This window comes from Paraburkholderia sp. PAMB 6770, from assembly GCF_057748135.1.
Genome location: NZ_CM173239.1, coordinates 250,811 through 264,371 on the forward strand (window position 1 = coordinate 250,811; position 13,561 = coordinate 264,371).

The 13,561-nt window shown below is 61.7% G+C and carries 13 protein-coding genes and 1 pseudogene; 8 read left to right on the forward strand and 6 right to left on the reverse strand.

Annotation, left to right across the window (positions count from 1 at the left end):
• Positions 1–88: 88 nt before the first annotated feature.
• A complete protein-coding gene (locus AC3AP7_RS18680; protein ID WP_487364072.1) occupies positions 89–1,024 on the reverse strand; it encodes a LysR family transcriptional regulator in 936 nt (311 codons plus the stop codon).
• Between the two features lie 190 nt (positions 1,025–1,214).
• Between AC3AP7_RS18680 and AC3AP7_RS18685 the strand changes: the two genes are divergently transcribed.
• From AC3AP7_RS18685 to AC3AP7_RS18720, 8 genes and pseudogenes are all read left to right on the forward strand, one after another.
• On the forward strand, positions 1,215–2,351 hold the full coding sequence (locus tag AC3AP7_RS18685; protein WP_487364073.1) for a muconate/chloromuconate family cycloisomerase: 1,137 nt from the start codon (positions 1,215–1,217) through the stop codon (positions 2,349–2,351).
• Positions 2,352–2,375: 24 nt separating this feature from the next.
• Positions 2,376–2,666, forward strand: a complete 291-nt coding sequence (catC, locus tag AC3AP7_RS18690) for a muconolactone Delta-isomerase (RefSeq protein ID WP_487364074.1) — start codon at positions 2,376–2,378, stop codon at positions 2,664–2,666.
• Between the two features lie 78 nt (positions 2,667–2,744).
• Complete coding sequence (gene catA / locus AC3AP7_RS18695) at positions 2,745–3,674, forward strand: catechol 1,2-dioxygenase (protein ID WP_487364075.1); 930 nt, start codon at positions 2,745–2,747, stop codon at positions 3,672–3,674.
• Positions 3,675–3,767: 93 nt separating this feature from the next.
• The gene (locus AC3AP7_RS18700; protein ID WP_487364932.1) at positions 3,768–5,126 is read left to right on the forward strand and encodes a Rieske 2Fe-2S domain-containing protein; all 1,359 of its coding nucleotides are present in this window, start codon (positions 3,768–3,770) and stop codon (positions 5,124–5,126) included.
• Positions 5,123–5,611, forward strand: coding sequence for a benzoate 1,2-dioxygenase small subunit (gene benB / locus AC3AP7_RS18705; protein ID WP_487364076.1), 489 nt, complete (start codon positions 5,123–5,125; stop codon positions 5,609–5,611). Before AC3AP7_RS18700 ends, benB begins: the two co-directional genes overlap by 4 nt.
• A gap of 33 nt (positions 5,612–5,644) precedes the next feature.
• The gene (gene benC, locus AC3AP7_RS18710) at positions 5,645–6,667 is read left to right on the forward strand and encodes a benzoate 1,2-dioxygenase electron transfer component BenC (RefSeq protein ID WP_487364077.1); all 1,023 of its coding nucleotides are present in this window, start codon (positions 5,645–5,647) and stop codon (positions 6,665–6,667) included.
• Positions 6,664–7,440, forward strand: a complete 777-nt coding sequence (gene benD, locus AC3AP7_RS18715) for a benzoate diol dehydrogenase BenD (RefSeq protein WP_487364078.1) — start codon at positions 6,664–6,666, stop codon at positions 7,438–7,440. The genes benC and benD overlap by 4 nt, the downstream gene beginning before the upstream one ends.
• A 94-nt stretch (positions 7,441–7,534) precedes the next feature.
• A pseudogene (locus tag AC3AP7_RS18720) lies at positions 7,535–7,706 on the forward strand (IS3 family transposase); the annotation flags it as partial.
• A gap of 452 nt (positions 7,707–8,158) precedes the next feature.
• On the opposite strand, the gene thrC reads toward AC3AP7_RS18720, so the two are convergent.
• The 5 genes from thrC to glyA form a co-directional block, all read right to left on the reverse strand.
• The gene (thrC, locus tag AC3AP7_RS18725) at positions 8,159–9,358 is read right to left on the reverse strand and encodes a threonine synthase (protein WP_487364079.1); all 1,200 of its coding nucleotides are present in this window, start codon (positions 9,356–9,358) and stop codon (positions 8,159–8,161) included.
• Between the two features lie 69 nt (positions 9,359–9,427).
• Entirely contained in the window at positions 9,428–9,847 is a 420-nt protein-coding gene (locus AC3AP7_RS18730) for a Rid family detoxifying hydrolase (protein ID WP_487364080.1), read from the reverse strand.
• A 57-nt stretch (positions 9,848–9,904) separates the two neighbouring features.
• Positions 9,905–11,065: an NAD(P)/FAD-dependent oxidoreductase gene (locus AC3AP7_RS18735; RefSeq protein WP_487364081.1), complete on the reverse strand. Its 1,161-nt coding sequence runs from the start codon at positions 11,063–11,065 to the stop codon at positions 9,905–9,907.
• Between the two features lie 20 nt (positions 11,066–11,085).
• Positions 11,086–12,303 (reverse strand): benzoate/H(+) symporter BenE family transporter, encoded by a 1,218-nt coding sequence (locus AC3AP7_RS18740; protein WP_487364082.1) that lies wholly within the window; start codon positions 12,301–12,303, stop codon positions 11,086–11,088.
• 7 nt (positions 12,304–12,310) lie between these two features.
• Positions 12,311–13,558: a serine hydroxymethyltransferase gene (gene glyA, locus AC3AP7_RS18745; protein ID WP_487364083.1), complete on the reverse strand. Its 1,248-nt coding sequence runs from the start codon at positions 13,556–13,558 to the stop codon at positions 12,311–12,313.
• Positions 13,559–13,561 lie beyond the last annotated feature (3 nt).

Genomic DNA, 13,561 nt, shown 5'->3' on the forward strand with positions numbered 1-13,561 from the left:
CACAGCGGACAGTCAACGTTGTTGGGACCGGCTGCTTATGTTGCGTCTTACTCTTCAATCAGGATGGCCGATGACGAACAGCTTGAATTCAATCGAACGAAATGACTGTCTGCAGATTATGCGTATCAAGCCATGACTGTTCTTCAATATACATTTCCTTGATCAGAAGCTTGACCAGATCGATGTATCTGGAATTGTCGTTGACCCGGTGATAGAACATGACCGGCGAGATCGCGCGTTCGCTGTCGATCGTCCGGTAATGGACGTCGTTGCGCATCTGGCGCGCCGACGACGGTATCACGCACACACCGAATTCTGCCGCCACCAGACCGAGCGCGGCCTGGATCTCTCGTACCTCGAGCACCTCGCCGGGTTGCACGTCATGAGCATGCAGGATGTTCAGCACCTGATCAGCGAAGCCCGGATGCCAGTCCTTCGGATACACAATCAGCTTCTGCCCGTGCAGGCTGTGGATCGGCAACAGCGCCGAGGTCCCGGCCATGGGCGACCTCATCGGTAGCGCCACGGCGAGCCGTTCCTCGCGCAGCAGCGTACCTGTCACGCTCGGATCGCTGTGATGCACGCGGCCAAAGCCGATATCGATGCGACCCTCCTTGAGCGCCTCGATTTGCTGGATCGACATGAGTTCGACGACCTGAATATCGAGCTCGGGCGCGCGCTCGCGCAGCTTGCGCATCAGGGTCGGCAGGCCGCCATACAGTGTCGAGGCGACAAAGCCGATCGACAGCACGCTGCGCCGATGCTGGCCGACGCGTCTGGTGGCCGCTTGCATCTGCTCGACCCGTCCGAGTATCTGGATCGCCTGCTCGTAAAACAGGCGTCCGGCATCGGTGAGCTGCACCGGACGACTGTTGCGCAGCAGTAGCGATACCCCGAGTTCTTCCTCGATCAGCTGAATCTGTCGACTCAGGGGCGGTTGCGCGATATGGAGCTGCTCTGCCGCGCGCGTGAAGTTGCGCTCGCGTGCAACGGCGACGAAATAGCGAAGTTGTCGGAGATCCATGGGCGCTGGATGGTATAGGGTATTCCCTATACCTTGTAAGTATGTTGATGGTCGATGTTCGTTAATTTATCCCGGTTTCAGCCAGTTTAATACCAGACAGGTATCGAAGAAGATCCAAATGGTCTTGGACGCAGGCCCGGTGCGGAACGTATAAATCCGTTCAATGAACCTCTTTCGCGCCATTCCTGCCATGACCGCTCCGACGATCGAACGTATTGAAACCCGCCTCGTCGATCTGCCGACAATCCGCCCGCACACGCTCTCCGTGGCCACCATGCACGGGCAGACGCTGATGCTGGTCAGGGTGATCTGCAGCGACGGCGTGGTCGGCGTCGGCGAGGGCACCACGATCGCGGGCATGGCGTATGGTCCGGAAAGTCCGGAAGCGATGAAGCTCGCGATCGACGCGTATTTCGCGCCAGCCATGATCGGCCGCGATGCCACGCGCATCCAGTCGCTGATGGCGTACCTCGGCAAGCTGGTCAAGTTCAATCACTTCTCGAAGAGCGCGCTGGAAACCGCGTTGCTCGATGCGCATGGCAAGCGCCTTGGCGTGCCGGTCAGCGAACTGCTTGGCGGCCGGCGCCGCGAGCGTCTGCCTGTCGCCTGGACGCTGGCGTCGGGCGATACCGCGCGCGATATCGAGGAGGCTGAAGCGATGCTCGAGGCGCGGCGTCACCGGATCTTCAAGCTGAAGATCGGCGCCAGGGCGTTGCACGCCGATCTCAAGCACGTGGCCGATATCAAGCGCGCGCTGGGCGAACGCGCCACGATACGGGTCGACGTCAACATGGCCTGGAGCGAGACGCAGGCAGCGCTGGCGCTTCCCGCGCTGGCCGATGCCGGCTGCGAACTGGTCGAGCAGCCGGTGGCCTCGGCCGCCGCACTGGTGCGCCTGATGCGGCGCTTCCCGGTGGCGCTGATGGCCGACGAAATCCTGCAAGGCCCGGAAAGCGCCTTCGAGATCGCCCGTACGCATGGCGCTGATGTGTTCGCGATCAAGATCGAACAGAACGGCGGGCTGTTCGCGGCGCAGCGCGTGGCCGCGATTGCCGATGCCGCCGGTATCGAACTGTACGGCGGCACGATGCTGGAAGGGGCGTTCAGCACGATTGCCTCGGCGCATCTGTTCGCCAGCTTCGCGCATCTGCAGTGGGGGACCGAATTGTTCGGACCGCTGCTGATCACCGAGGAAATCCTGACCCGGCCCCTCGACTACAGCGATTTCGAGCTGACCGTGCCGGATGGCCCGGGCCTGGGCATCGAACTCGACGAGACCAGGATCCGCCGCTTCACGCGCGACGGCCTGATCAGGATAACAAAGTAATCCGGATAACGAAAGGACACGACGATGCTGTTCCACGTACGCATGGATGTGCATATCCCGGCCGACCTGCCGGCCGACGTTGCCGATGAGATCAAGGCGCAGGAGAAGGCGTATTCGCAGGCGCTGCAGCGCAGCGGCAAGTGGCGCCATATCTGGCGCCTGGCCGGCGAATACGCGAACTACAGCATCCTGGATGTCGCAAGCAACGCCGAGCTGCACGAGATCCTGACCGGTCTGCCGCTGTTTCCGTACATGAAGATCGCGGTGACGCCGCTGTGCCGCCACCCATCGTCGATCCGCGAGGACGATGCCTGAATCCGATCCAGACGCGCGCCTTCGAGGGCGGGTGCGCGCCGCGCCGGTTTTTGCCCGACATACGCATGGAGACATCTCATGAGCGTCAAGGTATTCGAAACGAAGGAAGTGCAGGCTCTGCTCGCCGCCGCCGCGAATCTGGAAGGCAAGGACGGCAATCCGCGCTTCAGGCAGATTCTGCATCGCCTGCTGAGCGACGTGTTCAGGGCGATCGATGATCTCGACATCAGCCCCGACGAAGTCTGGACCGGCATCAACTATCTGAACAAGTTGGGGCAGGACGGCGAGGCGGCGCTGCTGGCCGCCGGTATCGGCCTCGAAAAATACCTCGACATCCGCATGGACGTCGCGGACCAGGCGGCGGGCCTCGCCGGCGGCACGCCGCGCACCATCGAGGGGCCGCTCTACGTCGCCGGCGCGCCGGTGCGCGACGGCAAGGCGCGCATCGACGTCGACGCCGACGCGGATGCCGGCCCGCTGGTGATCCGCGGCACGGTGACCGGGACGGACGGCAAGCCGGTGGCCGGCGCGCTGGTCGAATGCTGGCACGCCAATTCCAGGGGTTTCTATTCGCATTTCGACCCGACCGGCGCGCAGACCCCGTTCAACCTGCGCGGTGCGGTGAAGACCGGCGCCGATGGCCGCTACGAATTCCATACGCTGATGCCGGTGGGCTATGGCTGCCCGCCGCAAGGCGCCACCCAGCAGTTGCTGAACGCCGTGGCCCGTCATGGCAACCGTCCGGCGCACGTGCACTTCTTCGTGAGTGCCGGCCAGCATCGCAAGCTGACCACCCAGTTCAACATCGAAGGCGATCCGCTGATCTGGGACGACTTTGCCTACGCCACCCGCGAGGAACTGATCCCGCCGGTGGTCGAGAAGACCGGCGGTATCGCGTTGGGCCTGAAGGCCGACCCGTACCGGGAAATCGTGTTCGACGTCGTGCTGACGCCGCTGGTCGAGGGCAAGGACAACCAGATCGTCGAGCGCTTGCGCGCCAACGCGTAAGCACAGGCAGCGGCGCTGGCCGGGCAGGCCGCCGCCGGCCTTTCATCGAGCATCGAGACTGTTCCTATGGATTCGAAGAACCGGGAGACATCCATGTCCGCCATCATCGACAAGGTAGACCCATTGCAGGACCTGTTGGTCAACGCTGTGCAGGACGACGAACCGGCTGGCGTGTTCCGTTGCCGTCGCGACATCTTCACAAACGCCGAACTGTACGAACTCGAGATGAAGCATATCTTCGAGGGCAACTGGGTCTATCTGGCCCATGAAAGCCAGATCCCCGGCAACAACGATTACTACACCACCTGGATCGGTCGTCAGCCGGTCGTGATCACGCGTGACAAGACCGGCGAGCTGCATGCGGTCATCAATGCCTGCGCGCACAAGGGCGCGATGCTGTGCCGGCGCAAGCACGGCAACAAGGGCAGCTTCACCTGTCCGTTCCACGGCTGGACCTTCTCGAACGCCGGCAAGCTACTCAAGGTCAAGGACGAGAAGACCACCGAATATCCGGTGCAGTTCAATACCCAGGGGTCGCACGATCTGAAGAAGGTCGCACGCTTCCAGAGCTACCGCGGCTTCCTGTTCGGCAGTCTCAATGCCGACGTGCTGCCGCTCGAGGCGCATCTCGGCGAGACGCGCACGATCATCGATCAGATCGTCGATCAGGCACCGGAAGGGCTCGAAGTGCTGCGCGGCAACTCCTCGTACATCTACGATGGCAACTGGAAGATGCAGATGGAAAACGGCTGCGACGGATACCACGTCAGCACCGTGCACTGGAACTACGCGGCGACCATGGGGCGTCGCAGGGAAGAGGGCACCAGGGCGGTCGACGCGAACAGCTGGAGCAAGTCGGTGGCGGGTGTGTATGGCTTCGAGCATGGCCATATCCTGCTCTGGACCCGGACCATGAATCCGGAGGTCCGGCCGATCTATCACCAGCGCGAGGCGCTCGCGGCTCGCGTGGGCGCGGATCGTGCCGATTTCATCGTGAATCAGACGCGCAACCTGTGCCTGTATCCGAACGTGTTCCTGATGGACCAGTTCAGCACGCAGATCCGCGTGGTGCGTCCGATCGGCGTGGACAAGACCGAGGTCACGATCTTCTGCTTTGGCCCGAAGGGCGAGCGTGCGGAGGACCGCACGCTGCGAATTCGACAATACGAGGATTTCTTCAACGTTTCCGGCATGGGTACCGCCGACGACCTGGAAGAGTTCCGCGCCTGCCAGGCCACCTATGCCGGCAGTACGCCGCTGTGGAACGATCTGTCGCGCGGCGCGCCGCTGTGGGTGCACGGTCCCGACGAGAACGCGAAGAAGATGGGCATGACGCCGCTGATTTCCGGCGAGCGCAGCGAGGACGAGGGACTGTTCGTCTGTCAGCACGAATACTGGGCCAGGGTGATGCGCGACGCTCTGCAGAAAGCGCATGGGGAGGCCGCGGCATGAGCTTCGATCATCAAACCATCTGTGCCGCGCTGTACCGCGAGGCGCGTCTGCTCGACGATCGCGAGTGGGAGGCGTGGCTCGCCTGCTATGCCGACGACGTCACGTACTGGATGCCGGCGTGGGACGACGACGACCAGCTCGTCGACGACCATCAGCGCCAGATTTCGCTGATGTTCTACCGGGACCGTGGTGGTCTGGAGGATCGTGTGTTTCGCATCAGGACGGAGCGCAGCGGCGCTTCGATGCCCGAGCCGCGTACCAGTCACAGCGTCGCGAACGTGGAAGTGCTGGCCGAGCGTGCCGACGAAGTGGACGTGCGCTACAACTTCCACACGCTGTGCCACCGCTATCGGCTGACCGACCAGTACTTCGGCACGATGTTCGTGACCCTGCGCCGGGCCGGTGATGCCCTGCTGATCTCGTCCAAGAAGATCGTGCTGAAGAACGATTACATCCGCCAGGTGCTCGATGTCTACCACGTCTGATCGAGTGCCGGCGAGGAAAGTGAGGAGGCTGCCATGTCCAGCTACAAGATTGCGCTGAATTTCGAAGACGGCATTACCCGCTTCATCGAATGCAAGCCGGGCGAGAAGGTGCTCGATGCCGCGTTTCGCGCCAGGATCAACCTGCCGATGGACTGCTCGGACGGCGTGTGCGGCACCTGCAAGTGCCGCGCCGAAAGCGGCAGATACGATCTCGGCGACGAGTATGTCGATGACGCGCTGACCGGGGATGAGAAGGCGCGCGGCCTGGTGCTGACCTGCCAGATGGTGCCGCACAGCGATTGCGTGATCGCTGTGCCGGCCAGCTCGGCGGTATGCAAGACCGGGCATGGCAGTTTCGCCGCGACCGTGGCGAAGATCGAAGCGCACAACGACGCCGCGATCGTCCTCGAACTGGACGTCGATGCGGGAGCGCCGGTATTCCTGCCGGGCCAGTATGCGAACATCGGCGTGCCGGGTAGCGGGCAGCACCGCTCGTATTCGTTTTCGTCGGCGCCGGGCGAGACCAGGATGGGTTTCCTGATCAAGAAGATCCCGGGTGGCGTGATGAGTGCGTGGCTCGAATCGGCCCGGCCGGGAGATCCGCTCGAACTGGCGGGGCCGTTCGGCAGCTTCTATCTGCGGGAGGGGCCGCGGCCATTGCTGTTCCTGGCCGGCGGCACGGGACTCGCCCCGTTCCTGTCGATGCTCAAAGTGCTCGCGCGCGCCGGCTCGCAGCGACGGGTCCATCTGGTCTATGGCGTGACACGCGATCTCGATCTGGTTCAGGTCGAGGCGATCGAGGCCTATGTGGCGCGATTGCCGAACTTCAGCTATGCCACGGTAGTGGCCGAGGCCGCCTCGAAGCACCCGCGCAAGGGCTGGGTGACCGGGCATATGCCGGCCGAAGTGCTGAACGGCGGCGATGTCGATGTCTATCTGTGCGGTCCGCCGCCGATGGTCGATGCGGTGCGTCAATACCTCGACGAGCAGGGCGTGAAGCCCGGTAGCTTCCACTACGAGAAATTCACGCCGAATGCGCCGGCAAAGGGCGAATGATCATGCAACGATTCGCAGGCAAGGTCGTGGTTGTGACGGGGGCAGCGCAGGGCATTGGCCGCGGCGTGGCGCTGCGCGCGGCAGCCGAAGGCGGCAGGGTGCTGTTCGTCGATCGGGCCGACTTCGTCGGCGAAGTCGCGGCCGAAGCCAGGGATGCGGACGTGGCCGCCTTTGTCGCCGACCTCGAAACGCACGACGGTGCTGCCGCGGCGTTCGCGTTCGCGAAGCAGTGTTTCGGCGGGATCGACATCCTGATCAATGGCGTGGGCGGCGCGATCCGCATGCGTCCGTTCGCCGAATTCACGCCCGAACAGATCGACGCCGAAATTCGCCGTTCCCTGATGCCTACGCTGTATGCGTGTCATGCGGTACTGCCGCATCTGCTGGCGCGCGGCGGCGGAACTATCGTGAATATTTCTTCGAATGCAACGCGCGGTATCCGTCGCGTGCCGTATTCAGCCGCGAAGGGTGGGGTCAATGCGCTGACGCAATCGCTCGCGATGGAGTATGCCGGGCGCAATATCCGCGTGGTGGCGACCGCGCCGGGAGGGACCGACGCGCCGCCGCGCCAGGTGCCGCGCAATGCGGCGGGCGATAGCGAACAGGAGAAGGCATGGATGGGCGAGGCGGTCCGTCAGGTAATCGAATCGACCTTTTTCAGGCGCTACGGCACTATCGACGAGCAGGTTGCGCCGATTCTGTTTCTGGCCTCCGATGAAGCCAGCTACATCACCGGTTCGGTATTGCCGGTTGCGGGTGGTGATACGGGCTGACCACAGGTTTATTTTTGAATCCGGCTACGCCGGAGCCTCTCCTGAAATCTCGCCTTCCAGGAGGTCGCGTATAAACCCGACAAAGAAATCAGGCATGTTCAAGGTACCGAAACAGGTGTACGGCGGAGTTCAAGCGGGCCGCAGTGCAGCGGTTCAAGGATGGCCGTGGAACGGCGGTAGTGACCCGCGAGCCGGACGTTTCGGGGCAGACGCTTCGCAACCGGGTGAAGACCGAGGCGTCGGGCAAGCTCAACGGTGACGGAGCGTAGCCGGCGCTGCGTCTTGAGGGGGGCAGCGATGCGACGTTGCGACGAAGATCAGAGTGGAAACATGAAGATTGCCGTGCTGGGCGTCGATGCCAGGACTGCGCACCAGCACACGTGGGATCTCTTTTACGTGCCGGCGGAGAAAATGCGAGGTACTGGCGCTCGATAGCCAACGATCGCAACATTGGAACCTTGGCGATTCCGCCCCGTGTCTGATGGCCAGTCTGCGTGCTGGGAATCCAGCTTTCTCCGCCAAGAGATCTTCCCGGAGCATTCCACACTGTCCCGGAATCAACCCCGGAAGGTTGCCACACGGTCCTTCCGGGGTTTTCCTTGTGCTGGACCTTCCCACCCTGTACCCTTCAATTTCAATCGAAAGGACGGCACGCCCACAACGGGTGTGTTGCCTGAACTGGCAAACGAAGGCCATTGATTTCACGAAGCACGAATTGTCAGGCGGCTACGCCGGCGCTGGTCTGTTCCAGCACACCACTGGCAAGCAACCCGTTGGTATCCTTGAGCCCGCTTCCTGTAATAAGGATAACTGATGTTTCGTCCTGTTCGGAAATCCGGTACTTTCTTGCTGCCGCGTATGCGGCCGCCGCACCCGGTTCGGCGAATATGCCGGAGGTCCTCGCCAACCGGATCTGTGCATCAAAAATTTCCTCGTCGCGAACACGGATGAATTTTCCGTAACTCGCCTCGATTGCCCGGAGCGCCTTGATCCGGTCCCGTGGGAAGGCGACGCTTATGCTACTGGCCGATGTTCGTGCGGCGCGACGCTCTGCATGGTGTGGGCCCGCTCCCTCCTTCCAGGCGCGATACATGTAGTCGCTTCCTTCTGCCTGGGCTCCCATGATGTGCGGCATCCTGTTCGTCAGTCCCATTTTTCGTAACTCATCGAAACCCTTGTAGACCGCACCGATAATGCAGCCATTACCAACGGGAACGAAGATGCGATCCGGAACCGCCCAGCCCATCTGCTCAAATATTTCAAACGCGACGGTTTTCTTGCCTTCCGTCATGTAGGAGTTGATGCCTGTACTACGGTTATACCAGCCCTTTTCTTCACAGGCAGCGAGACAGGCCGAGAAGGCTTCGTCGTAGCCTCCACTGACCTGAATAACTTTCGCTCCGTATGCCATGATCTGAACGAGCTTCTCCCGCGCAGTATTTGTCGGCGCAAAAATGACGCAACGCAGTTTGCTGCCAGCGCTCATACAGGCAAGTGCGGCTGCGGCGTTTCCCGTACTGGCTGCCGCGATGGTGTCGACATTCCGCTCCCGCGCGAGCGCGACAGCCAACGCGCTGGCACGGTCTTTCAGCGAGCCACTGGGATTGCGGCTGTCATCCTTGATAAACACCAGACCATCGCCCTCAGGCGGCAACTGATAAAGCGGCGTTCCGCCGGTGTGCAGCCTCGGGGCAAACTCATTTCCGACGGGAAGCGCCGCACGATAACGCCACATGTCGAGGACCTGGCTCCTGTCGCTGATGCTCCTGATAAAATCAGGGACTATTGCGGAATAATCGTATTCGACATCAAGCGCACCGTCCAGCTTGCATTCCGGGCAAAAATAACCCACTGTTTCCGGTGCATACTCCGCATTACAATGCAGGCACCGCAATCCCACTGAAAATCCGTAGCGCATTAAAGCTCCCGTCAGAATGAGGCCGGGAGTGTGCAGGCACATCCCGGTTTTCTTTATGGCCGTTCTCGTTCAGGCGCCGTCCGGCAGTGCCAGGATCGCGTCGATCGCTACCATGGTTCCTCGCGCCAGACTTGCCGCACCAACGGTTGTGCGGGCGGGGTAGGGCTGCGGAAAATACTCCGCCATGATCGCGTTCATGGTCTGAAATCTGGAGATATCCGTGATGTACACGGTCACCTGCGCCACGTCCGACAGCGTGCAGCCGGAGGCTTGCGCCATCGCGCGCAGGTTTTTGAACGTCTGATGCAGTTGTCCCTCGAAGCCGCCTTCTGCAACTTCGTTTGTTTCAGGAACGACCGGGGTTTGCGCGGCAAGATAGACTGTATTGCCGACGCGTACGCCCTGGGAATAGGTGCCGAGTGGGGCGGGGGCCCTGTTCGTAAAGATAATCTTGTCGTTCGCGGTCGGGTTTTCGTAGCGCTTGTTCATAAGTTATGCTTAGTAAATGAAATGTGGAAATCGATGCTTCAATCGGAAATCAGGACTTCATTCAAGCTCCTCCACAGCAACAACTGTTCGCTTGCCCGCCGTCAGCATTCTGGCCGGTGAGGTTTCGTCGGAGTTGATGTTCGAGAGATCACCAGGTGCGGCCTCACCACAGGCTAGCGCCGCACAGAATCTGGCCATTGCCGGGGCGGTCTGAATGCCGTATCCGCCCAGCGCGGCACACCACATGAACCCTTCCACCGTCGGATCAAAACCGATGACCGGAGAGCGATCCGGCGCGAAGACACGCAGTCCCGCCCAGCGGTTGAGAATTCGTTTCGGTCGCAGTGTCGTCGCACGCTCAAGGCGGTCCATTGTGATGGCCACCCCCAACTCGTCGGGAATCGCATCGCAGGGGGCACTGGGCGTTTCGTCGCACGGAGAGACCATCAGGCGGCCGACATCAGGCTTGATGAATATCTGCTCGTCCACCGTTCCGATATAGGGGCACTGGCTCACATCCAGCCCGGGATCGACAACAATAACCGTCCGCAGCAGTGGCTGAATACCCAGCGGTATCGCACCACACGTCCGCGCAACATCGTCAGACCAGGCACCAGCCGCATTGACGATCATGCGGGCGTGAATGAGCTCATTACGCGTGGTTCTCACATGCCAGAGACCGTCAAGGCGCCGGGCCTCGATGATTTCGGTTGACGCCCGGATTTCACTCCCAGCCTGACGTATCTGCCGAACAAACGCCGTATGGATTGCGTGCACGTCCAGATCGAATGCGCTGGGCTCGTAGATGCCGCCGACCCATCTGGGCGAGAGAAAGGAGACCATCGAGGAAATCGCATCCCGGTCCATCCATTTTGCGTCCGGAACCTGCTCAAGCACCGAATGGTAGCGCGCCTGCAGTTTTCCCCAGTGGTCTTCGTCGCCCACGATCAGCGCACCTCGGGGTGAGTGCAAGGGCTGATCGGTGAGGTTCCCTGGCGGCGATTCGTAATAGTCCCGGGAAGCGCAGGTCAGGCGGCGAATCAGCGCATTTCCGTAACTCTCCATGGAGATGGCTGCCGAGCGACCCGTGGTGTGATATGCAAGGCTGTTCTCGCGTTCCACGACGAGAACCCGGCCACGCTTTGCCAGTTCCGCGCCTGCCGATACACCGGCCATGCCGCCGCCGACTACGACGAAATCGAATTGATTTGTTTGCATTGCCTGTCTTGTGTTCTGGTTCAGATCTTGTTCAAGGCCGGAGCGCCGGTTGTGCGGGTTTTCCAGGTCCGGTGCAGGATTGCGTATGCGGCACCGCCAACGACCAGTCCCCAGAATGCGGATCCAAGGCCAAGGAACGTCATGCCCGATGCGGTGACGAGGAAAGTGATGATGCTCGCGTCGCGGTGTTTTTCGTCGTGAACGATGCCGGTCATTCCGGTTGTGATCGCGCCGATGAGCGCCAGCCCCGCGAGGGCGGCGATCAGCTCCGCTGGCAATGCCCGGAAGAGCAGGGCGAGCGTTCCCCCGAAGATCCCGATGACGATGTAGATCACGCCGCATGCGATACCTGCGATGTACCGGCGGTCAGCATTTTCGTGGGCTTCCTTGCCTGTACAGATTGCCGCCGTGATCGCCGCGAGCGTGACGCCGTGCGATCCGAATGGCGCGAGCAGGAGCGACAGAATACCGGTGGTGCTGATGATTCCACCGGCGGGAACCTGATAGCCGGACACACGCAGGACGGCCATGCCCGGCACGTACTGCCCGGTAAGCGCGACGAGCGCGAGAGGAACGCCCAGACCCAGCAGCGTGTGCCAGTTCCATGCCGGCGCGATGAACACCGGGTGTACTAACGCGAACTTCAACTGCGACAGGTGCGTTGTGCCTTGCGCAATGGCGACGGCGATGCCGATCATCATGACCGAGGCGATTGCGTACCTGGGCCAGACACGCTTGATGACGAGAAAGGTGAGGGTCATGACGAGCACGAGGACCGGGCTCGCGCTGATCGATGCAAATACCTGGGTGCCGAAATGCAGCAGAATCCCGGCCAGCATGGCGGCCGCGATTCCCTTGGGGATTCGTTCGATAAATCGGTCGAACAGGCCGGACAGCCCGACTGCCGTCACGATGACAGCACTGAGCAGGTACGCGCCGATCGCTTCCGGAAGCGGTATGCCGGGGAGCATGCCGACAAGCAGCGCAGCGCCGGGGGTCGACCAGGCGGTGATGACCGGCGTACGCAATTTCCAGCTAAGAGTCAGCCCGGAAAGCCCGGCGGCAATGGAAATGGCCCAGATCCACGAGGATGTCACTTCAGTGGACAGATGGGCCTGATTGGCGGCCTGAAAAACGATGACGAGCGGGCCCGCGTAAGAGATCAGGACGGCGAGGAAGCCGGAAACCAGTGCGGAAAGGGAGGCGTCTGCGCGCCATTGGCGTAATGTGCGATTCACGGTTACCTCAGCTGTAGACGGGAAAGCGGTTGCAGAGTGTGCGAACCTGGGCGAGCACGGCGGCGCGGGTTTCGGGGTTGCGTGGGGCGTGGAGGATGTCGGCGGCAAGCCCCGCGATATGCCGGGATTCTTCGATGCCGAATCCGCGCGTGGTCATCGCTGGCGTACCGAACCGAACGCCACTGGTGACTGTGGGCTTTTGCGGATCGTTCGGGATGGCGTTCTTGTTGCATGTGATGCACACCTCGCCAAGCATCTGTTCGGCATCCCGACCGGTGATGTTCAGCGAGCGCAAGTCGAGGAGCATCATGTGGCTCTCCGTTCGACCGGAAACGATGCGTATCCCGCGCGACTGGAGTACGTCCGCCATCGCCTGGGCGTTCCCGAGTACCTGACGCTGATACAGGCGGAATGCCGAGGTCGCGGCCAGTTTGAAGGCAACGGCCTTGCCTGCGATGACGTGGACCAGGGGCCCGCCCTGCGTGCCGGGGAAAATGGCGGAGTTGACGCTTTTTTCGTGCTCCGCCTTCATGAGGATGACCCCACCCCTGGGGCCCCGCAGGCCCTTGTGGGTTGTCGTTGTCACAAAGTCAGCATGCGGCACGGGGTTAGGGTAGACGCCGCCAGCGATCAGCCCGGAGTAGTGCGCCATGTCGACCATGAAGTACGCGCCGACCTCGCGCGCTACGCGGGCGAAACGCTCGAAATCAATCCGCAAAGCGTAGGCGGAGGCACCCGCGATGATCAGCTTTGGCCTGATCTCACGCGCTTTGCGTTCCATCCCGTCGTAGTCGATTTCCTCGCGATTGTTCAATCCGTAGCTGGCGACCTTGAACCATTTGCCGCTGATGTTCAGCGGCATGCCATGCGTCAGATGGCCGCCTTCCGCCAGACTCATACCGAGAATCGTGTCCCCGGGTTGCAGCGCGGCAAAAAAGACGGCCTGATTGGCCTGCGACCCGGAGTGAGGCTGCACGTTGGCCGCCTCGGCACCGAATAGCGCCTTCACCCGCTCGATTGCCAGCCGTTCGGCTTCGTCGATCACCTCACATCCGCCGTAGTAGCGCTTGCCTGGATAGCCTTCGGCGTATTTGTTGGTCAGTTGGGAACCCACCGCGGCCAGAACCGCAGGCGAGGTGTAGTTCTCGGACGCGATGAGTTCAACGTGCTCCTCCTGCCTGCGGTTTTCACGGCAGATCACATTCCAGATATCAGGATCTACACATTCAAGAGCGTCTTCTCGGGCATCAAACATGCT

Coding starts and splice junctions, on each gene's coding strand:
- benC (WP_487364077.1), top strand. CDS start 5,645: ATGTCCAGCTACAAGATTGCGCTGAATTTCGAAGACGGCATTACCCGC.
- benB (WP_487364076.1), top strand. CDS start 5,123: ATGAGCTTCGATCATCAAACCATCTGTGCCGCGCTGTACCGCGAGGCG.
- AC3AP7_RS18735 (WP_487364081.1), bottom strand. CDS start 11,065: ATGCAAACAAATCAATTCGATTTCGTCGTAGTCGGCGGCGGCATGGCC.
- AC3AP7_RS18680 (WP_487364072.1), bottom strand. CDS start 1,024: ATGGATCTCCGACAACTTCGCTATTTCGTCGCCGTTGCACGCGAGCGC.
- AC3AP7_RS18685 (WP_487364073.1), top strand. CDS start 1,215: ATGACCGCTCCGACGATCGAACGTATTGAAACCCGCCTCGTCGATCTG.
- glyA (WP_487364083.1), bottom strand. CDS start 13,558: ATGTTTGATGCCCGAGAAGACGCTCTTGAATGTGTAGATCCTGATATC.
- AC3AP7_RS18700 (WP_487364932.1), top strand. CDS start 3,768: ATGTCCGCCATCATCGACAAGGTAGACCCATTGCAGGACCTGTTGGTC.
- thrC (WP_487364079.1), bottom strand. CDS start 9,358: ATGCGCTACGGATTTTCAGTGGGATTGCGGTGCCTGCATTGTAATGCG.
- catA (WP_487364075.1), top strand. CDS start 2,745: ATGAGCGTCAAGGTATTCGAAACGAAGGAAGTGCAGGCTCTGCTCGCC.
- AC3AP7_RS18730 (WP_487364080.1), bottom strand. CDS start 9,847: ATGAACAAGCGCTACGAAAACCCGACCGCGAACGACAAGATTATCTTT.
- catC (WP_487364074.1), top strand. CDS start 2,376: ATGCTGTTCCACGTACGCATGGATGTGCATATCCCGGCCGACCTGCCG.
- benD (WP_487364078.1), top strand. CDS start 6,664: ATGATCATGCAACGATTCGCAGGCAAGGTCGTGGTTGTGACGGGGGCA.